Here is a 19771-nt window from a genome sequence, read left to right as displayed (position 1 = left end):
TCATCCTAACGCTTAGTCTTCTCCTATCTGCACAGGCCGGACCGGTTAGGTATGCTGACGTCGTTCCGGTAATGACAAACGGCGGACAAGAGGTAGACTTGAGCTTGCGCACGCTGCCACAATCCGGCGAGACTTACGCTCCCCCCATTGGCACTCGCACGCAATCTTCACAAGAACAGACGACAACCGCCGCGCAAAGTTCTGGCGGTTCGATCACGGGCACGCCGTCGCAAAGCGGCAAAGTCGAGATGATCGAACTCGGCGAAGTGACCGGCACCATTTGCGATTGCGGCGAGATCGCCGTGCCGACCATTGGCGGAGGGTTTCCAAAGTGGCCGCTGCTTGCACTGGCCGCCGTTCCGCTGGTCTTTCTCGGCAACGGAGGTAAATCTTTAAGTCTCCTCATCCCATCGATCTCCAACCCGACGCCGACAGCGACGCCCATTCCGCCAACGACGCCAATCCCTGAGCCTTTGTCGCTGCTCCTGCTGGGCAGCGGTCTCGTGGCTTTAAGCACGCGCTGCCGGGCACACGCCCTCAAGAGAGAGGAAGCGCAGGGGGGCAAGAGATGAACCTTGTGGACGCGAAAAGCCGTGCCGGAATGCGTCAACATCGCCGCTGGCTACGGAAAGAGATGAACCTTGTGAACGCGAAAATGGCTTGCGCGGTCATCGCGCTGTTGGCTCTCGTCGTGCTCGCACGAGGCGAGGCGTCGGCTCGTGCGGCCACACAGAACGGCAAACCGAACTACGGACGCATCGAGTTATCGACCGAGCCGGGCGGTTATCCGCTTCTGATCGACGGCAATCCGGCAGGCGAGACGAGCGTCGCCGTCCGCTTTCTCGACCTTCCGCCGGGCAAACACACGCTGGAGATACGCTTCCCCAACGGCGTGCGTTGGGTTCGCGACTTCAACGTGATCGCGGGCAAACGCGAGTGCGTCAAGCTGCAGTATCGTCCGCGCACCATCGCCATTCCGCGCTCGCCATGTCCTTTTCCAGTGCGCGTTTCGGCACCTGGATTCGTCAACGAAGGCGATCTCATTACGTTTACGGCCAACGTCGCTTACGAGGGCGAGCGGCAGTTGAATTACACGTGGACCGTCAGCCCATCTTCAGCGCGCATCATCAGCGGCGCGGGCACGTCAACGATCACGGTTGACTCGACCGGACTGGGCCAGCAAAGGGTGGTAGCGGTGCTCATGGTCGCTGATGGGACCGATGATCCGCGTTGCCGTCAGCAGGCAAATGCGGCGACGCGCGTCCTCAAGCAAGCCCCGCCGCCCATTGTGCCGCAGCGTTTCGACGAATTTCCGTCCATCTCATACGACGACGACAAAGCGCGACTGGATAATTTCGCCATTGAGCTACAGAACATGCCGGGCGCGCGTGGCTTCGTCATCGTCTATGCCGGGCGCACGAGCCGGTCCGGTGAGGCCGATCGCTTGGCGGCGCGCGCGCGCGATTACTTGATCGGCGTGCGCGGCATCGACCCGAACCGCATCGTGACGGTCAACGGCGGATACCGCGAGCGCAACGCTTACGAGCTGTGGCTCGTGCCAGCAGGAGCGACGCCGCCGCAACCGACGCCGACCGTGCGCCCCGAAGAGGTACAGCCTGCGCGCCGTCCACGCCGCGCGCGATAGCGATTAACGTGACTCTCGGACGAGCAATAGCTGCGAAGTCTGCCTACAAATCGAACGTTACACACGATAGCGGTCAAAGTGACCCTTGACGAGCGCGCTGGCGCGTGGTAACAAAGCACGGCGTCTTTCGCGGACGTCGTTGGTCGAAATCGAACAAAGGGGGTTCTAGGTTTACAATGGCAGAGGGTGAAAGCTCGGGAAGCGTCGGCATAGTCGCGATCATCGCGATCATCGTGATCTTACTGCTCGTCGCTTTCTTCGTCATCAAAGGTGGCTTGTTCGGTGGACGGAGCGTGCCGTCCAAAGTCGATGTCAACATCCAAACGCCCGGAAGCGGAGGCAAGTAAGCCTTACCCGCTCTCCCCCAAACGGCTTCTGCAACAGGCAAGAAACGGCGTTCTCGCCTTCACCAGAAAGAGCATAAAGCACATAGCCAAAGATAGTGCGAGGGGCAAGAAGCCCTTGTTCTTGCCCCTCAACAGTTGGGTGCACTTCACCGCGCTGGACTCCGCGCTTCCACGCCCCTTAACAGTTGAGTTGATTTGCCGACCCTTCGCCGGAATCGCATTCCGGCCATTCAAACTCTTCGTCTCACTGCGCTTCGCGTAATCATCAAATACGTTGAAACCAAGCCGACAAGATCGAGCGAAAGGCAGCGTCGCGCGCCAACCGTTGCGTCGATATGTTTTTGGACCCGGTCCAGGCAGAAAGGGCCTTTCATCCCTTGCAGCGCGCTCAGCATTGCTGTTAATCTTGGGGCAAATTCCGCCGAAACTTTTGGAAGGAGTCTCGACAGATGAGGAAGAAAGGTGCTTTTGCGCTTCTTTTGGTTGCGCTCTGTGGCGTCGCTGTCGCTTGGCAGAACAGCGGAGCGAAGATGGGCGGCATCAAGCTCGGCGATCGCATGCCCGAAGCCAAGCTCGTTGATCTAAACGGACGGGCGCGCTCGCTCGGCTCGCTTCGCGGCAAAAACGGTACGCTGCTGCTCTTCATCGCCACTCGCTGCCCGGTCTCGAACGCTTATAACGCGCGCATGGCCAAGATCGCCGAAGAATACGGCGCGCGCGGCATCGCCGTAGTGGGCATCAACTCGAACGTGACCGAACCGGCTGACGAAGTGAAACGCCACGCCACCGAGCACAATTTGAAGTTCACCATCCTCAAGGACGATGGCAACAAACTGGCCGACATGCTCGGCGCACAAGTGACGCCCGAAGCCTTTCTCTTCGATGCCAGCGGCAAGCTCGTTTATCATGGACGCATAGACAACGCGCAGGATGAAGCCAAAGTGCAATCACATGACTTGCGCGACGCTATTGAAGCCGTCTTGGCCGGACGCCCTGTCGCCAAAGCGGAAGCGCGCGCTTTCGGCTGCTCGATCAAGCGAGCTTCGTAAGCTCTCACTTGAATCATGAAACATCTGCTGACCATCACCATCGCTTTCGCTCTGTCGATCACCGCTTTCGGAGGATGCACTACATCCTCCGAAAGCAGCTCATCGCAAACACCACAAGCTTCACCCGGCAAAACTGCCGTTGAAAGGAACGACGCCAAAGGCGACGGCGCAGCGGCGGCCAAAGTGACTCAAATTGGCGCCGATGGACTTCGCCAACTCCTCGCGGTGAAGCGCCCGTTGCTCATTAACTTTTGGGCCACGTGGTGCGAACCGTGTCGCGATGAATTCCCCGACTTGGTCGCCATTGACCGCGATTATCGTTCGCACGGCCTCGAATTCATCACCGTTTCGCTCGATGACGCAGCGGAGATAGAGCGCGCCGTGCCGCAGTTCTTGCGCGAAATGCGTGCCACCATGCCGACATACTTGCTCAATGTCGCCGACCCAGAAACGGCGATCACCGCCGTCGATCCAGAATGGAGCGGCGCTTTGCCAGCCACCTTCCTCTTCGATGAAAGCGGACGTATCGTTTACAAGCATTTCGGACGCATCAACCCCGCCGAACTGCGCGCCGCCATCGAACGAACGCTCAAGCGCTGATACGATTCGTCGTCGAGAACACAAAGCGAAATCCGCCCGCTCCCGTCGTTGCGCTTTGCGAGGTCGCCATCCGCGGCTTGAAGCAGCGAAGATCGCGCGGCGAAATCGCTGCACGCTTTCTGGCATTGACGCCGCAAAGGGCGATCCGTTCGAACCAATCGGGACATCCGAGCGACAAACGGTCGAGACCAAGTTTCGCAGTTTACTTGTCCCGCTGTCTTTCGGGGGCAACACGCTGGCGTTGAACGACGAACGGTCGAGCCCCTGTTTAGCGATAAACATCGCGGGCGTCTCAAATGTCCTCGTCGGTTGTCTTGGCTTCCCTTTCGCCTTAAAATTCCCCGTTCATCTTTCCGGGCATGAGACCGGGCATTGAAACATGAAGATCACGCCTGAAGTCATCGCCGCGCACAATTTGACCGCCGAAGAGTACGAGCGCATTCGAGCCGTTTTGGGCCGCGAGCCAAACCTCGTTGAACTCGGCATCTTCTCGGTGATGTGGTCGGAGCATTGCTCTTACAAATCCTCGCGCGTCCACCTGAAGCGACTGCCGACCGCGGGCGAGCGCGTCATCGTGCCGCCAGGCGAGAACGCTGGCGTGGTCGATGTCGGCGACGGCTGGTGCGCCGCCTTCAAGATCGAATCGCACAATCATCCGTCTTTCATCGAGCCTTTTCAGGGCGCGGCGACCGGCGTCGGCGGCATCCTACGCGACATCTTCACGATGGGCGCGCGTCCCGTAGCGGCGATGAACTCTTTGCGGTTCGGCAGACTCGACCACCCAGAACACGGGCGTCGCAACCGCGCGCTCTTCGCCGGCGTCGTCGCCGGCATCGCGCACTACGGGAACTGCTTTGGGGTCGCCACAATCGGCGGCGAGGTCTTCTTCGATGACGTCTACAACTTCAACCCTTTGGTCAACGCCTTCGCCCTCGGACTGGTCCGGCGCGATCAGATCTTCTTTGCGCGCGCCGCGGGCGTGGGCAACCCCGTCCTCTACGTCGGAGCCAAAACGGGTCGAGATGGCATTCACGGCGCGACCATGGCGTCGGCTGAGTTCGACGAAGAGGCGTTGTCGAAACGTCCGACCGTGCAGGTCGGCGATCCGTTTTTGGAGAAGCTGCTGCTCGAAGCCTGTCTCGAAGCGATGCGTTCGGGCGCCGTCGCCGGCATTCAAGACATGGGCGCAGCGGGTCTCACGTCTAGCTCGTGCGAGATGGCAGCGCGTGCGGGCACAGGAGTCGAACTCGAACTCGATCTCGTGCCGCAACGCGAACAGGGGATGTCGGCTTACGAAATCATGCTATCGGAATCGCAAGAGCGCATGTTGCTCGTCGCCCACAAGGGGCGCGAACGCGAGGTGATCGACATCTTTCGCAAGTGGGATCTGGACGCGGTCGTCATCGGTCGCGTCACGGACACAAAACGCTTGGTCGTCCACCACCGCGGCGAAGTGGTCGCCGATCTGCCCGTTTCCGCCCTCACCGACGAAGCGCCGCGTTACGAACGCCCGATGAAGCCGCCCGTCAAACAAGTCGCGTCGAACGAAGAGCAGAAAGTCAGCGATCGAATTTCGCTCGTCGAAGCGGAAGACTGCAACGAAGCGCTCGAAAAGCTGCTCGCTTCACCCAACATCGCCTCGAAAGAGTGGGTCTTCGAGCAGTACGATCACATGGTGCGGACCAACACGGTCGTGCTCCCCGGTGCCGATGCCGCCGTCATACGCATCAAGGAGACGCGCCGCGCCCTCGCCATGTCGCTTGACGGCAACGGGCGTCTGTGCGCCGCCGATCCGCGCGAGGGAGCGAAGTTGACGGTCGCCGAAGCGGCGCGCAATGTCGTCTGCGTCGGCGCAAAGCCCCTCGCTATCACCAACTGCTTGAATTTCGCCTCGCCCGAACGACCAGAAGTGATGTGGGCATTTTCGGAAGTCATCGACGGCATGGCCGAGGCATGTCGCGAACTCGGCACGCCCGTGGTGAGCGGCAACGTCTCTTTCTACAACGAGACGGAAGGGCGTGGCATCTGGCCCACTCCGGTGGTCGGCATGGTCGGCTTGATCGAAGATGTCCGACGCGTAATTCAACCTGGCTTCAAGAGGGGGGGCGACATCATCGCGCTGCTCGGCGAAACCGGCGACGATCTCGCGCTCAGTGAATACGCCACCGTCGTTCAGGAGCGTGACACGGCCGAGCTGGTCCGATGCACGCGCCCGCCGCGCATCAATTGGGAACGCGAGCGGGCCGTGCAGGCGACCGTGCTGCGGGCCGCCGAAGAAGGGTTGCTTCGCGCGGCGCACGATTGCGCCGAAGGCGGACTGGCCGTCGCGCTCGCCGAGATGTGCTTCTCGTCGCTCAATCGCGAAGCGATCGGTGCAGAGGTCGATCTCGGCGGGACGCTGCCTACGGTCGCGCGCCTCTTCGCCGAAACCCCTTCGCGCGTCATCGTCAGCTTCGACGAAGCTGCGCTTGGACGCATGGAAGAGATCGCTGCCGAAGCGCGCTGTCCGCTCACGATGATCGGGCGCGTCGGCGGCACAACGTTGCGCATCACCGTCGATGGACGAGAAGCCATCTCGCGCGACGTGCGCGAGCTTGAAAGGATCTGGCGCTCGGCGATCAAGGAAGCGATGAGGATGGAAACGCTCGTCGGAGCGGCTGAATGAAAGCGCTTGGCGTTTTGAGATGGCATCGCACAGCGCCCATCCGCAGCGACACTCTCAAGAAGACTCGAAGGGGGTGGTAACAATGGAACACACGGAAGGATTTTTGAGGCTCGTCGCGGATGCCAAAACGCGCATCCGCGAGATCAGCGTCGAAGAAGCGCGAAAGCGGCTCGCGGAGAATCCGCAGGCGCGTTTGATCGACGTGCGCGAGGACCACGAGTGGGAGCGCGGCCACGCCGCGGGCGCGCTCCATCTCGGCAAAGGGATCATCGAACGCGACATCGAACGCGCTGTGCCGGACAAAAAGACTGAAATCGTCCTCTATTGCGGCGGCGGTTACCGGTCGGCGCTCGCCGCCGACGCGCTGCAACGCATGGGCTACGAGAACGTCTATTCACTGGCTGGAGGTTGGAAGGCGTGGCAACGAGCGGGCCTTCCGACGGAAGGCGAGAAGGGTTCGAATTAGGGCCCGCGCGATCCAACGCGACTTCACACCGATTGCGTTGACTCGCGCCAGCGCGCTCGCCGTCCAAAGCGGCAGCAAGGTAAAATCTTGAGTCCTGCGTTGAAAACTTTGGAAGAAGGGATCTCTTCACCGATGGCACAAGAAGCGCCCGAACCGAAAGAGCAGACTAAGGGGACGCGCATCGAACGCGACTCGATGGGCGAGATCGAGGTTCCGGCTGACAAGTACTGGGGAGCGCAGACCGCGCGCTCGCTCAAGTACTTCAACATCGGCGATGACTTGATGCCGCGCGAACTCATCCGCGCCTTCGGCATTCTGAAGAAGGCAGCCGCGCTCGTTAACCTAGAACTCGGCAAGCTGCCCGAAGAGAAAGCGCGCTTGATCGTGCAAGCGGCGGACGAAGTGATCGCCGGCAAGCTCGACGCGCACTTCCCTTTGCGCGTTTGGCAGACGGGCAGCGGCACGCAGACAAACATGAACGTCAATGAGGTCATCGCTAACCGCGCGATCGAGCTGGCAGGCGGACAACTCGGCAGCAAAAAACCGGTTCATCCGAACGATGACGTGAACATGTCGCAATCGTCAAACGACACCTTCCCGACGGCGATGCACATCGCAGCCGCCGAACAGATGCACGCCCTGATCCCGGAAGTTGAACGCTTACAGGCAGCGATCGAAGCTAAAGCCCGTGAATTTGCCGACGTCGTCAAGATCGGGCGCACGCATCTGCAAGATGCGACGCCGTTGACGGTCGGGCAGGAGATGTCCGGCTGGGCCAGCCTGCTCGAACGCGACGTGCAACGTTTGAAACAGACGCTCGACGGGCTGTACGATCTGGCCATCGGCGGCACGGCGGTCGGCACAGGTCTCAACACGCATCCCGAATTCGCCGAACGCGCCGCAGCCAAGATCGCCGAACTCACCGGACTGCCTTTCCGTTCTCACCCGAACAAGTTCGCCGCGCTCTCGGCGCACGACGAGATCGTCTTTGCGAGCGGTGCGCTCAAGACGCTCGCCGCCTCGCTGATGAAGATCGCCAACGACATTCGCTGGCTCGCCTCGGGACCGCGCGCCGGCTTGGGCGAACTCATCCTGCCGGAGAATGAACCCGGCTCCTCGATCATGCCGGGCAAAGTCAATCCGACGCAGTGCGAAGCGATGACCATGGTCGCCGTGCAGGTGATGGGCAATGATGCGGCCATCGGCTTTGCCGGCTCACAGGGCAACTTCGAGTTGAACGTCTTCAAGCCCGTGATGATCTACAATCTGCTCCATTCGATCCGGCTGCTGCGCGACGCCTGCCATAACTTCGTCGACTACTGCGTCGTCGGCATCGAACTCAACCGCGAACGCATCGCCGAACACGTGCGCAACTCGCTTATGCTCGTCACGGCGCTCAACCCGTACATCGGCTACGATAACGCGGCGAAGATCGCCAAACACGCCCACCAAAAAGGCATCAGCTTGCGCGAAGCGGCGATCGAACTCGGCATTCTGACGGGTGAGGAGTTCGACCGCTACGTCAAACCCGAAGAGATGACGCACCCCTAGAATGTTGAGAAGTCTTCAAGCTCGTTCATGTGTTAAAATGTCGTCATCGCCGAAGAGCAACGAACGGAGCGCATAGGACATGATGCCTGAAGTTTCGCTGGGACAAGAGGTGGACATTTCGGCGCGATTGGCGACGATCGCGCCGACGCTCGATCTCGAAGCGGAGATCCTGCGCCTGAAAAAAGAGATGAACGCCGTCATCCTCGCTCATTACTACCAAGAGGAGAGCATTCAGGATCTGGCCGATTTCGTCGGCGATTCGCTCGCTCTGGCACAAGCGGCAGCCAAAACGAACGCTGATTGCATCGTCTTCTGCGGCGTCCATTTCATGGCCGAGACGGCGAAGATCCTGAATCCCGACAAACCAGTTTATCTGCCCGACCTCGATGCCGGCTGTTCGCTCGCCGATCGCTGTCCTGCTGATGTCTATGCCGAGTGGTTGAAGCAATATCCGGAGCACATCGTCGTCAACTACATCAACTCGTCGGCAGCGGTGAAAGCCCTCTCCGACGTGATCGTCACCTCATCGAACGCGGTGGAGATCATCCGCCAGCTTCCGCCCGATAAACCGATCGTCTTTGGTCCGGACAGACACCTAGGGCGCTGGGTGGAAAAGCAGACCGGGCGAAAGATGGTCCTCTGGCCCGGCTTCTGCATCGTCCACGAGCAATTCAACGCGCGCCGTCTGATGCAATTGCGCGCCGAATACCCGCAAGCAACGATCATCGCCCACCCGGAATGCGAAGAGGCTGTGCTCCAACAGGCCGAGTTCGTCGGCTCGACGCTCGCGCTTTTGAAGTACGTCGAAAAGCATACGGAGAAGAAACAGTTCATCGTCGCAACGGAAGCAGGGATCATGCACCAAATGAAGAAGGCGCGTCCCGATGCTGAGTTCATCTGCTCGCCGCCCAATTCGGGTTGCAGTTGTGCGATGTGCCCCTACATGCGTTTGAACACGCTGGAGAAACTATACCTTTGCATGCGCGATCGAAGTCCCGAAATCACGCTCGACGAGGAAACGATGCGTCGCGCGCTGCGCCCAGTCCAACGAATGCTCGAGATGAGCAAACATCTTTCTCCAGTGCAGCAGAAAGGCGATTGACCGCGTCGCCGCGCGTACAAGCAAACCTATTGAAGGCAAGGGCCTGAACGCTTTCAGCGCAAAGCGAAAGAGGGCATCTTTTGGCTTGGGCGACCTGCTCGCCATCGCCCAACAGACTCAGAGACGTATCTTTATCATCCCCTCTTCGACGATGACTTCATACGTCTCGATGTCGCAGCCGGGCCGCGTCAAACACTGTCCTGTACCGACATCGAATCGCCAGCCGTGTAGGCAACATTCGACGACGCGCCCGTGAAGCAGACCATCGGCGAGCGGCGCGCCCTTGTGCGGGCAGAAGTTCTCGACGGCGTAGAAGCGACCGCCGACGTTGTAAAGAGCAAGTTCGGTTCCATCCCGCAGCTCGACCGTCGCGCCGCGCCCTTCGGGCAAGTCTTCAACGCGGCCGACGGTGATGAGGCGACCGTCGCGCTTTGGTCTTTTGAAATTAATCGGCCTCTTATCGAAAGACTTCATCCGCTTTAAATGCTAACAAAGCGGCGCGAGTTCGAGCAACCATTTACACGTCGCGCGGCTTCTCTTTTCAGCGCGCGGCGCTGGCTTCGCATCTATCCCCGACGCGCGCCATGCTGGCCGCTCGACATTGAATCAACGAAGGAGAAAAAAGATCATGTCCGCAAGTTCCTCCAAACATTTCCCGCAAATGATTCGGCTCTGTCTGGCGATAGCTTTGCTCGTCGCCATCGGCAACGCCCAGCAAGCGCGCGTGCGCGGGCGATTGATGCGCACCGTCGAACCGGGCGGCTGGATCATCGCTTCGGATTACCAGAAATTCCTCTTGCTCAACGCGCAGCGCTTCGAGCAAGAGACGTGGTTTCGTGAAGGAGTCGAAGTCGAGGCGGCAGGCCAGACGCGCCCCGACGTCGTGACGACGTACCAAGAAGGAGTGCCGTTCGAAGCTAGTACGCTTCGTCCCGTTAACGCTTCGAACCAACGCAGCCTCCTCTCCGGCTTCACGCGCGTCGCCGTCAACGGCGATGCCGATATCGAAGCCCAACCCGATACGGCGATCATCACCATCGCCGTCGTCACGCAGAGCAAAAGCGCTCTTGACGCGCAACAGGAGAACGCGCGCCGCAGCGATGCAGTCCAACGCGCCGTTAAGGCCGTCGCCGGCGCAGGAGCCGAGATCAAGACGAGCGGTTACAGCTTGCAGCCGCAAATGGACTATCGCCCGAATATGCCCCCAACGATTACAGGATACCTTGCGCGCAATTCGGTCATCGCGACGTTGCGCGATTTGACCAAAGTCGGGGCGGTGATCGACGAAGCATCGCGCGCGGGCGCAAACAACATCGATGGCTTGATCTTCACGATCCGACAGGATCGCGAAGTGCGCGCGCGAGCCTTGAGCGAGGCAACGCGCGCGGCGCTCGATAAAGCCCAAACGATCGCGCGCAGTCTCAGCGGACGCGTCATCCGCATTCTTGAAGTGCGAGAGGGCGGGACCATCCGCCCTGTGCCGCAGTACGTGGATGCCGTGGCTGTTCGCAGAGTGGCTGAGGCAGCGCCGCCGACACCCATCGAACCCGGCAAGTTGACCGTTAGCGCCAACGTGCAAATGCTGGTGGAGATCGAGGCTCAACCATGAGCACATAGCTTGAGGCGCTTTGGCTTGCGCGCAAATCCGCCTACAGCGGTTTGACACTCATTGTTATATCGCCCGCAAGCGAGCGGTCAGCGCGATCCGTACGCGTTTCGGATCGTTGCGCCTAACGGCGCGACGGTCCGAAACGCTCTTCAGTGGCGACATGCCTTAACAAGACCGGCGTCAATTCGATCAGCCTTCCGGGGCCAAAACGCTCTTCGGTGGTAACATGCCCTCTCATAACGGACCCCTTTTCAGCTTGTTCGCCTCTCTGGATCCTCATTCGAACACGAAATCACCATGAAAAATCTCGGGAGAATATTCATGCTGCCCCGTCAAACGTTGACCGCGCTTTTCTTCACGCGCCGCTGCTGGTAATTTCCTTCAGGCTCTGTATGCTGGTAATTTCCTTCAGGCTCTGTATAATCACGTGTGCACCTTCCCCCACAGGTCGAAGTGAGAAGTGCGCTTCGTTGAAACTTTTGAAAGAGCGACGCCCCCAAACGACGCAAGATCCAGAGACGGCAGGGAGGTAAATGGAATCATGCCGAGATACCGCGACGAGAGAGATGATTACGAACGCGGGATGAGCTACGCCGAACGGCGTTACCGCGAAGGGGTGAGGCGCGAGGTGCCACGCCCGTACGAAGAGGAGAACGAACGGCGGGGGAGATACGCTGATGACGAACGCGACGACTACGGACGCGCGCGTCCCTTCCACCGCGACGATTACACGGAGACGAGCGGCGCGCTCGGACGTTACTACCGCGATGAATACATCCGCTCGCGCTACGGTGATGAAGGCGACTATCGCGAACCTGGAGATGAAAGGCGCTCGTATCGCGACGCCGAAGAGAGACGTGGGCCATCCCGCTCGCACGTTCGTTGTCGCGAAATCATGACGCGCGATGTCACCGTGGCGACGCGCGACGCGACGCTCGAGCAAGTCGCCAAAATGATGCGCGATGAAGATACGGGCGTCATCCCCGTGGTTGATCCCGTCATCACCGAAGCGCCCGCCACGACGGCTGATCGTCGCGAGGGGCGCAACCACGGCAAGCTCGTCGGATTGATCACGGATCGCGACATCGTCGTCCGGGCGATCGCCGAAGGCAAAGACCCGCGCACGACGCGCGCAGAAGAGATCATGACGACCGACATCTACACGGCACAGCCCAACGATCGTGTGGTGGAAGTCTTACGCACGATGGGCGATAAGCAGGTGCGGCGCATCCCGGTGGTCGATCGCGAGGGGAACTTGCGCGGCATCATCTCCATGGCCGATGTGGCGTTGGAGACGGAGGAGGATCGCGAACTGGCACACGCGCTGGAAGAGATTTCGAGTGGCAAATCCTTCTGGAGCCGCTTGTTCGGCTAGCTGCAAAGACGGAGAACACGAGCAAGCGGTGTGCGTTCTGAAAAGGATGCGCTTTCGGGTTCGCACGCCGCTTTGCTTCTTGATTAGCGTAAGGTAAGCTTTATATCTTCCCTCTGTGTCCGACTGAATCCTGCTCGGGAGATGAAAGATGGCTGGATCGTCCGAAATCTTTTTCCGCTTGATTCCGGCAAATCGGATGAAACGTCCTGCAACCGGAGCCGAATGGCACCCGCCGGCTGATATCTACCGCACCGCTGGCGGATGGATCGTCAAAGTCGAACTGGCCGGCGTCAAACCGGACGATCTCGAGATCACGCTGCGCGATTCAACGCTGCGCATCGCCGGATCGAGACGCGACACGACATGCCATCAAAGCGTCCTCTGCCATCAACTCGAGATAACTTACAGTCGCTTTGAAAAGACGTTGCGGTTCCCTTGCCCCATTGAAGGAGCAGAGATCGAACGCGACTACCGCGACGGGTTGCTCATCCTTCATCTACGCTGCCAAGACTGATCGTCACTGAAAGCGAATCGACCATGAAGGGGATGACTCAAAACGAATTTGCAAGCTACATGGGAGGACCAGGATCAGCTTCCGCACCGTTCGAGATAGCTGTCCTGCCTCTTCAAAGCACGACGCTCTTTCCCGCCACCGTCGTGCCGTTGACGGTCGGGCGCCCGCGCTCTGTGACGGCGGTGGAAGCGGCGCTGGCCACCGAAGAGAAGCTGCTCGCCTGCTTCGGCGTGCGCCCAGGAAATGCCGGCGAACATGAGGCTGGCCCCAATGACCTGTTTCAAGTCGGCACGCTCGTCACCATCAAACGCATGATGCGCGACGACGACTCCCGAACCATGCAGCTCATCGTGCAAGGCTTGGAGCGCATCCGACTCATCGATTGGGTTCACGAACAGCCCTACCTGCGCGCGCGCGTCGAAGTCTTGCCCGCGCTGCGCGTCGAGGACGGAGCTGAAGTCGAAGCGCTGCGCCGCAACATCAACGCGCTGATCCAGCAAGCCCTAGCGATGATGCCGCAGGTTCCGCCCGAAGTTCGCTCCATCATCCTCAACACGCAGGACCCAGTCCAGCTCGCTTACTTTCTCGCTTCGGTGCTCGATCTCGGCCAAGAACAAGAACAGGCCATGCTCGAGGCGAACACGGTGGACCAGTTGCTCCACCTGACCTATTCGGCTTTAGCCCGCGAAGTCGAGATCATGCAGCTTCGCACCAAGATCGCTACCGAAGCGCAGAACGAGATGAACAAGGCGCAGCGCGACTACTTTCTGCGTCAACAACTGAAAGCGATTCAAAAGGAGTTGGGCGAAGACGAGGGAGGCGAAAAGGCCGAGGTCGAAATGCTGCGCGAACGGCTCGCGGCGGCTGACTTGCCGGACGAAGTGCGCGCTGAAGCCGAGCGCGAACTCCGCCGCATGGAACGCCTGCCTTCAGCAGCCCCTGATTATCACGTCATTCGCTCTTATCTCGAATACATTCTCGAACTGCCATGGCGCAAGTCCTCGCCCGACAAGCTCGATCTCGAAGAGGCACGGCGCATCCTCGACGAAGATCACTACGGACTTGAGGACGTCAAAGAACGCATCCTCGAATTCCTAGCCGTGCTCAAGCTGCGCCCTGAAGCCAAGAGCCCGATCCTCTGTTTCGTCGGCCCGCCGGGCGTTGGCAAGACCAGTTTGGGCCGCTCGATCGCGCGCGCGCTCGGTCGGCAATTCGAGCGCATCAGCCTCGGCGGCGTGCGCGATGAAGCGGAATTGCGCGGTCACCGGCGAACGTACATCGGGGCGATGCCCGGACGCATCATCGAAGCGATCCGCCGTGCCGGGACGAACAACCCCGTCCTCATGCTCGATGAAGTGGACAAGCTCGGCATGGACTTTCGCGGCGACCCGGCGGCGGCGCTCCTCGAAATACTCGATCCGCAGCAAAACTACAGCTTTCGTGACCACTACCTCGATCTCCCGTTCGATCTGTCGAAGGTCTTCTTCATCGCGACGGCCAATCAGATCGGCCCGATCCCGCCGCCGTTGCGCGATCGCATGGAGATCATCTACATCGCCGGATACAGCGAACGCGAGAAACTTGAGATCGCTAGACGCTACCTCGTCCCGCGCCAGACGCAAGAGAACGGACTTCGCGCCGATCAATTCGAGATCACCGAAGACGCGCTGAAGACGATCATCGATCGTTACACGCGCGAAGCAGGCGTACGCCAACTCGAACGCGCCATCGCGCAGATCGCGCGCAAGGCGGCGCTCAAGATCGCCACGGGCAAGATCGAGCATGTGCGCGTTGACGCAGATCAGGTCAAAGATTACCTCGGCGCGCCGCGTTTCTTCCCCGAAGAGGCGCGCAAGGAACTGCCTGTCGGCGTCGCTACGGGACTGGCGTGGACCGAGACGGGCGGCGAGATCCTCTTCATCGAAGCGACGCTGTTGCCCGGCGGTTCAGGACTCATCCTGACCGGGCAGCTCGGTGAGGTCATGCAGGAATCGGCGCGTGCCGCTCGTTCTTACCTCTGGTCACACGCTGCTGAGTGGGACATCAAGCCAGAGATGTTCAAAAACTACGGCTTGCACGTTCACGTTCCCGCCGGCGCCATTCCGAAGGATGGACCGAGCGCTGGCGTCGCGATCACGGCGGCGCTCGCTTCGCTCTACACGGGGCGGCGCGTTCGCCCGGATACAGCCATGACCGGCGAGATCACGCTCTCGGGCTTGGTCTTTCCCGTGGGCGGCATCAAAGAGAAGGTCTTGGCTGCACATCGAGCTGGCATCCGGCGCGTGATCCTGCCGGCGCGCAATGAAGCTGACCTTGAAAAAGTGCCCGAAGATGTGCGGCGCGAGATCGAGTTCATCTTCGTCACGCGCATCAACGAAGCGCTGGAAGCTGCGCTCGAAAAGCTGGTCGCCAGTCCGCCGCCACCAGCGCCAGCCCCTTCCGCTGCCGACGGCGAGCGAGAGCGCACGCCAGAAGAGACCGATCTCGAACCCGTGCGCGCCAAAAGTCGCTGACAAGATCGTCTCGCGCAGCCGAACCCAGGAATCGAGCGAACTTCTCCGCTACGGCTCCTTCCCCGACTGCGCCTTACGGCGCAGTTCGTTGACCAACAGGTGGGCCAGTCGCGTCGGCTCCGGAATCCGATAACCGCCGCCGCAGCGAAGCGCAAGCTCGATCGCTCCGTCGAGATCGATCAGGTGGCCCGGCGAAACGTAAACCGGCTGCGTCCCCTTCTTCGTTCTCAGGGCGGCACCGATTACTTCGCCGCGATCAACCAACGGCGTCCATTGACCGCGCTCCGGTCCCGGTGCCTCGTAGCGTCCGACCAACACGGATTTGGCGCAACCGAAAGCGGGGCGCTCAACGAGCAGACCGAAATGCGAGGCGATGCCGATGCGGCGCGGATGCGCGATGCCTTGTCCATCGAGCATCACGGCGTCCGGTTCGGTTTGCAAACGCGCCCATGCCGCGAGCAACGCGGGCGTTTCGCGAAAAGAGAGCAGGCCAGGAACGTACGGGAAACGAGCTTCGCTTCGCACGCCCACTTCTTCGACGATGCTCATCGTCGGCAGAGACAGGACGACGATGCCAGCGAAGACTTCCGTCGAAAATTTGTTGAAAGAGATGTCAGCTCCCGCCACCGTTTCGATCTGGCGCGCGAGCGGCACGAGCGAAACGCGCTCGCGCAGACGCTTCTGCAAAGCGATCGCTTCGCTCCTGGTCCGCGGCCACTCATGAAGCTCTTTGTAGCGCGCCATTGGTCTAGCGGGGTCTTGGGAGCTGGCCGATGCTGGTGGTCCAGCTTCGCGCATCGCTTTCGCACAACAGAAGACCTTCGACGCGGCGGCGATGCGTGCGGCGTCGAAAAGCTCGCCCGCCATCGAACGAGGGAAGAAAAGACGAGATCAATCTTTCACCGGCGACGCGGAGAAGTTGATCCGCTCGCTGCCGACGATCTCTCCGTTGCGCCGTTGAATCGAGTGGAGGCGCCAGCGCTCATCATCGCGCTCGGGGAAATCGGCGCGAAAGTGGGCGCCGCGCGATTCTTCGCGCCAGAGGGCCGCACGCGCGACCAGTTGGGCCACCGTCAAGAAGTTGCGCGAAGCGTAGCTCAACGGCGCGCGTTCGATCTGCGCGAACTCCTCGAGCGCCCGCCGCAAAGAGTCGCGCGAACGTACGATGCCAACTCGCTCCCACATCACGCGCCGCACGCGCTTGCGCACGGCGAAGCCCATACGCCCGCGCGCTTCCAACGCTTCGGTTGCTTTCGACGGCACCGCACGCGGCACCTCCAGTTGCGCGCCATCGCGCGCAGCGGCGCGTCCGGCGCGCGCGCCGAAGACCAATCCTTCGAGCAACGAATTCGAAGCCAAACGATTCGCCCCGTGCACGCCCGTGCAGGCCACTTCGCCGGCGGCGTACAAACCGGCCAGCGTGGTCCGCCCGTCCAGGTCCGTGCGCACGCCGCCCATGAAATAGTGGGCGGCTGGTGACACAGGAATCGGCTCGCGGGCGATGTCCACTCCGTAACGCCGACAAGTCTCGTAGATCTTCGGGAACCTCCGCCGCAAGAACCGCTCGTCGAGCGCCGTCATATCGAGATAGACCGCCTGCGCGCCGGTTCGTTTCATCTCGGCAGCGATCGCCCGACTCACGACGTCGCGCGGCGCAAGTTCGGCCCGCTCGTGATAGCGGGGCATGAAACGTTCCCCTTCCGCGTTGCGCAACACGCCGCCTTCGCCGCGCATCGCTTCGGATAGAAGAAAGCGGGGCGCGCCCGGAATATTGAGCGCGGTCGGGTGGAATTGCACGAACTCCATATCGGCCATCTCCGCCCCAGCCGTATAGGCCATCGCCATGCCATCGCCGGTGGCCACTTCCGGGTTGGTCGTGTGCCAGTAGATTTGGCCCGCTCCACCTGATGCGAGGATCACCGCTCGACCGCGCAATTCGCGCAGCGCGCGCACCAGTGGGTCGCGGTAGAGCACGCCGCAACAGCGCCCTTGAAAGACGATGAGCGACTCAGTGGCCGCGTGCGGAAGGAAGATGATCTTCGCCTCAGCGCTCGCCCGAGCCAACAGCGCGCGCACGATCTCGCGTCCCGTTGAATCCCCATGCGCGTGGAGAATGCGCCGACGCGAGTGTGCGGCTTCCTGCGTGAAGACTAAACGCCCGCCCTCACGATCGAATTCCGCGCCCCACGCGATCAGTTCCTGTATGTACTGGACACCATCTTCGACGAGCACGCGCACGGCCTCTTCATCACACAGTCCAGCGCCAGCGCGCAAGGTGTCCTCCTCATGAAGCTCCACCTCATCGTCTTCGGCAAGCGCCACCGCCACGCCGCCCTGTGCATACTCGGTATTCGATTCCTCCGTGCGGTCTTTGGTCAAGACGGTGACGTGAGCGCCGCTCTTTGCCACTTCGATCGCGGCGCGCAATCCGGCAATGCCGCTTCCGACGATGATGAAATCGGTCTCCAACAAAGCGCTCCTTTCATTCGGATTTCAAGTTGCCGAAGACCACAACTGCTGGTGGTCGCACCACCAAGTCTTGTGCTCCGGATGAAGCCGAGCTTCCCTGACGCACAACATTCTAGCAAGCGATAAAGCGCGCAGACAAAGCGACGCGAGAGAGGAGCTTGAGAAAGATCACGCGCAACGCAGTCCGACGCGGCGACGCTCAACGAGCATGTGACATCGAGCGCTGTTGTGCTCAGCAAAGCTCACGTTGCCAAGAATTCAACGCCGGGCTTTCGCCAAGTTGCACGCTGTTCTACGCAGCGGGGTTCACATCTTCGCTTTGCCGATGAGCAGGCGGAGCATTGTCTGAAGTTGCGTGGTGGTGAACGGTTTGGGGAGGAAGACGACCGCCCCTGCCGCGAAGCTCTCCGTGGAGAGCTTCGGGTTCTGTTCGGCAGTCATCATCATCACGGGAATGCGCATCAAGCGCTTTTCAGTCCGCATGTAACGGAGCAGTTCCGGCCCCTGAATGTGGGGCATTACGACGTCGAAAATCCCGGCGACGAAATTCGCATCCGTCTGGAGTATTTTGAAGGCTTCGCGCCCGTCGCGCGCTTGCACAACGGTGAACCCTTCCTTCTGCAAAACGGCTGTCACCAGCCGTAGGATGGCTGGGTCGTCGTCGGCGACGAGGATGCGACGCGGAGTTTGCGGATCGTTTGCGCTCAAATTTCAACCTCAGCGAACCGGAGCGGACCCCACGCACGGCAAGCGCGCCTTGCGAGCCAAGGAGTTTAATTTAAAGCCAAAAGGGCGCTTCTTTTCAAGCCCCGACCGCTTGATTGGCCTCGTCGGCGCGCGCCAGCCGCGCGGCCAGCCTAATCGCCGCCACCATGCTCGAATGTTCGGCAAGGCCTTTGCCGGCGATGTCGAAAGCCGTCCCGTGATCCACTGAGGTGCGAATGAACGGAAGCCCCAAGGTGACGTTGACCGCTTCGCCGAACGACAGGCATTTGACCGGGATCATAGCCTGATCGTGATAACAAGCGACCACCGCATCGAACTCGCCGCGCGCAGCCCGCAAGAAGACCGTGTCGGCTGAAACCGGCCCGTAAACTTCGATGCCCTCGACCTGTCGGCAGTATTCCACGGCGGGAACGATCTCCGAAGCCTCTTCAACGCCGAACAGACCGCCTTCGGCCCCATGCGGATTGAGCGCCGCCATGGCGATGCGCGGACGTTCGATCCCCCACCGCTGCATCTCGCGGTGCGTGAGACGAATCGTGCAGATGATGCGATCGCGTTCGACCAAGCGGATCGCCTCGGCCAACGGCACATGCGTGGACAACAAGACGACGCGCAAGTTGGCGGCGACAAAAGCCATGGCGTATTCGCGCGCGCCCGTCAGATGGGCGAAGAACTCCGTATGGCCCGGGAAACTATAGCCGCCCAAAAACAGCGCGCGCTTGTTGATCGGTGCCGTCGCCACGCCAGCTATCTTACGCGTCAAGCAAAGGTCCACCGCCGCTTCGATATATTCGCCCGCCGCACGCCCGGCTTCCGCCGATTCCACACCCCATTCGATATGGCCGTGGATGTTGTCGAGATGGTAGATGACTGGGCCGACGAATTCCTCCGGAAAGGGCTCGTCACGGCGGATGATGTCGTAGCCGCAACGCAGATCGAGGGCGCGTGCGGTGTGCGCAAGCCACTGCGCATCGCCGATGATCACCGGCGTGCAAACGCGCAACACGTCCGGCTCGGCCACCGCCTTGAGCACTACTTCCGGCCCGATGCCAGCCGGATCGCCCATGGTGATGCCGATGCGCAGCCTTTGTGCATGTCGGGGCGAGGAACCAGAATTGTGCGGCGTCTCTGCCATCGGCG

Annotated in this window: 18 protein-coding genes; 13 read left to right on the top strand and 5 right to left on the bottom strand. The window is 60.8% G+C overall.

Annotated elements, in window-relative coordinates:
- Positions 1-71 precede the first annotated feature (71 nt).
- The 9 genes from C4334_RS02225 (at position 72) to nadA (ending at position 9425) form a co-directional block, all read left to right on the top strand.
- Entirely contained in the window at positions 72-572 is a 501-nt protein-coding gene (locus C4334_RS02225; protein ID WP_352430449.1) for a PEP-CTERM sorting domain-containing protein, read from the top strand.
- A 62-nt stretch (positions 573-634) separates the two neighbouring features.
- Positions 635-1645 (top strand): OmpA family protein, encoded by a 1011-nt coding sequence (locus tag C4334_RS02220; protein WP_352430448.1) that lies wholly within the window; start codon positions 635-637, stop codon positions 1643-1645.
- A 176-nt stretch (positions 1646-1821) separates the two neighbouring features.
- Positions 1822-1992 carry a hypothetical protein gene (locus tag C4334_RS02215; protein ID WP_352430447.1) on the top strand — a complete coding sequence of 57 codons (171 nt, stop codon included), beginning with the start codon at positions 1822-1824 and terminating at the stop codon, positions 1990-1992.
- A 449-nt stretch (positions 1993-2441) separates the two neighbouring features.
- Positions 2442-3041, top strand: coding sequence for a thioredoxin family protein (locus C4334_RS02210; RefSeq protein WP_352430446.1), 600 nt, complete (start codon positions 2442-2444; stop codon positions 3039-3041).
- 15 nt (positions 3042-3056) lie between these two features.
- On the top strand, positions 3057-3641 hold the full coding sequence (locus C4334_RS02205) for a TlpA family protein disulfide reductase (RefSeq protein WP_352430445.1): 585 nt from the start codon (positions 3057-3059) through the stop codon (positions 3639-3641).
- Between the two features lie 379 nt (positions 3642-4020).
- On the top strand, positions 4021-6306 hold the full coding sequence (gene purL / locus C4334_RS02200; RefSeq protein WP_352430444.1) for a phosphoribosylformylglycinamidine synthase subunit PurL: 2286 nt from the start codon (positions 4021-4023) through the stop codon (positions 6304-6306).
- 82 nt (positions 6307-6388) lie between these two features.
- A complete protein-coding gene (locus C4334_RS02195; protein ID WP_352430443.1) occupies positions 6389-6772 on the top strand; it encodes a rhodanese-like domain-containing protein in 384 nt (127 codons plus the stop codon).
- A 132-nt stretch (positions 6773-6904) separates the two neighbouring features.
- Positions 6905-8323, top strand: a complete 1419-nt coding sequence (gene fumC, locus C4334_RS02190; RefSeq protein WP_352430442.1) for a class II fumarate hydratase — start codon at positions 6905-6907, stop codon at positions 8321-8323.
- A gap of 79 nt (positions 8324-8402) precedes the next feature.
- A complete protein-coding gene (nadA, locus tag C4334_RS02185; RefSeq protein WP_352430441.1) occupies positions 8403-9425 on the top strand; it encodes a quinolinate synthase NadA in 1023 nt (340 codons plus the stop codon).
- A gap of 117 nt (positions 9426-9542) precedes the next feature.
- Here the strand turns inward: nadA and C4334_RS02180 are convergent, their stop codons facing one another.
- Entirely contained in the window at positions 9543-9899 is a 357-nt protein-coding gene (locus C4334_RS02180) for a Rieske (2Fe-2S) protein (RefSeq protein ID WP_352430440.1), read from the bottom strand.
- A gap of 154 nt (positions 9900-10053) precedes the next feature.
- Here C4334_RS02180 and C4334_RS02175 point away from each other — a divergent pair, with 154 nt between their 5' ends.
- The 4 genes from C4334_RS02175 (at position 10054) to lon (ending at position 15436) form a co-directional block, all read left to right on the top strand.
- Positions 10054-11034, top strand: coding sequence for an SIMPL domain-containing protein (locus C4334_RS02175; RefSeq protein ID WP_352430439.1), 981 nt, complete (start codon positions 10054-10056; stop codon positions 11032-11034).
- Between the two features lie 541 nt (positions 11035-11575).
- Complete coding sequence (locus C4334_RS02170; protein ID WP_352430438.1) at positions 11576-12409, top strand: CBS domain-containing protein; 834 nt, start codon at positions 11576-11578, stop codon at positions 12407-12409.
- A 148-nt stretch (positions 12410-12557) separates the two neighbouring features.
- Positions 12558-12923, top strand: a complete 366-nt coding sequence (locus C4334_RS02165) for an Hsp20/alpha crystallin family protein (protein WP_352430437.1) — start codon at positions 12558-12560, stop codon at positions 12921-12923.
- 59 nt (positions 12924-12982) lie between these two features.
- Entirely contained in the window at positions 12983-15436 is a 2454-nt protein-coding gene (gene lon, locus C4334_RS02160; RefSeq protein ID WP_502943382.1) for an endopeptidase La, read from the top strand.
- 48 nt (positions 15437-15484) lie between these two features.
- Here lon and nfi read toward each other — a convergent pair whose 3' ends face one another.
- From nfi to pdxA, 4 genes are all read right to left on the bottom strand, one after another.
- Positions 15485-16180 carry a deoxyribonuclease V gene (gene nfi / locus C4334_RS02155; RefSeq protein ID WP_352430455.1) on the bottom strand — a complete coding sequence of 232 codons (696 nt, stop codon included), beginning with the start codon at positions 16178-16180 and terminating at the stop codon, positions 15485-15487.
- A 147-nt stretch (positions 16181-16327) separates the two neighbouring features.
- Positions 16328-17905 (bottom strand): L-aspartate oxidase, encoded by a 1578-nt coding sequence (nadB, locus tag C4334_RS02150; RefSeq protein WP_352430436.1) that lies wholly within the window; start codon positions 17903-17905, stop codon positions 16328-16330.
- A 306-nt stretch (positions 17906-18211) separates the two neighbouring features.
- The gene (locus C4334_RS02145; protein ID WP_352430435.1) at positions 18212-18613 is read right to left on the bottom strand and encodes a response regulator; all 402 of its coding nucleotides are present in this window, start codon (positions 18611-18613) and stop codon (positions 18212-18214) included.
- 94 nt (positions 18614-18707) lie between these two features.
- The gene (pdxA, locus tag C4334_RS02140) at positions 18708-19766 is read right to left on the bottom strand and encodes a 4-hydroxythreonine-4-phosphate dehydrogenase PdxA (RefSeq protein ID WP_352430434.1); all 1059 of its coding nucleotides are present in this window, start codon (positions 19764-19766) and stop codon (positions 18708-18710) included.
- Positions 19767-19771: the final 5 nt, after the last annotated feature.

This window comes from Pyrinomonas sp., from assembly GCF_040289685.1.
Classification (GTDB): Bacteria; Acidobacteriota; Blastocatellia; order Pyrinomonadales; family Pyrinomonadaceae; genus Pyrinomonas.
This window is presented reverse-complemented; position numbering and strand designations above follow the sequence as displayed.

Coding starts and splice junctions, on each gene's coding strand:
- C4334_RS02195 (WP_352430443.1), top strand. CDS start 6,389: ATGGAACACACGGAAGGATTTTTGAGGCTCGTCGCGGATGCCAAAACG.
- C4334_RS02205 (WP_352430445.1), top strand. CDS start 3,057: ATGAAACATCTGCTGACCATCACCATCGCTTTCGCTCTGTCGATCACC.
- C4334_RS02215 (WP_352430447.1), top strand. CDS start 1,822: ATGGCAGAGGGTGAAAGCTCGGGAAGCGTCGGCATAGTCGCGATCATC.
- C4334_RS02175 (WP_352430439.1), top strand. CDS start 10,054: ATGTCCGCAAGTTCCTCCAAACATTTCCCGCAAATGATTCGGCTCTGT.
- fumC (WP_352430442.1), top strand. CDS start 6,905: ATGGCACAAGAAGCGCCCGAACCGAAAGAGCAGACTAAGGGGACGCGC.
- C4334_RS02180 (WP_352430440.1), bottom strand. CDS start 9,899: ATGAAGTCTTTCGATAAGAGGCCGATTAATTTCAAAAGACCAAAGCGC.
- C4334_RS02210 (WP_352430446.1), top strand. CDS start 2,442: ATGAGGAAGAAAGGTGCTTTTGCGCTTCTTTTGGTTGCGCTCTGTGGC.
- nfi (WP_352430455.1), bottom strand. CDS start 16,180: ATGGCGCGCTACAAAGAGCTTCATGAGTGGCCGCGGACCAGGAGCGAA.
- nadA (WP_352430441.1), top strand. CDS start 8,403: ATGATGCCTGAAGTTTCGCTGGGACAAGAGGTGGACATTTCGGCGCGA.
- lon (WP_502943382.1), top strand. CDS start 12,983: ATGGGAGGACCAGGATCAGCTTCCGCACCGTTCGAGATAGCTGTCCTG.
- C4334_RS02170 (WP_352430438.1), top strand. CDS start 11,576: ATGCCGAGATACCGCGACGAGAGAGATGATTACGAACGCGGGATGAGC.
- C4334_RS02220 (WP_352430448.1), top strand. CDS start 635: ATGAACCTTGTGAACGCGAAAATGGCTTGCGCGGTCATCGCGCTGTTG.
- C4334_RS02225 (WP_352430449.1), top strand. CDS start 72: ATGACAAACGGCGGACAAGAGGTAGACTTGAGCTTGCGCACGCTGCCA.
- purL (WP_352430444.1), top strand. CDS start 4,021: ATGAAGATCACGCCTGAAGTCATCGCCGCGCACAATTTGACCGCCGAA.
- pdxA (WP_352430434.1), bottom strand. CDS start 19,766: ATGGCAGAGACGCCGCACAATTCTGGTTCCTCGCCCCGACATGCACAA.
- C4334_RS02165 (WP_352430437.1), top strand. CDS start 12,558: ATGGCTGGATCGTCCGAAATCTTTTTCCGCTTGATTCCGGCAAATCGG.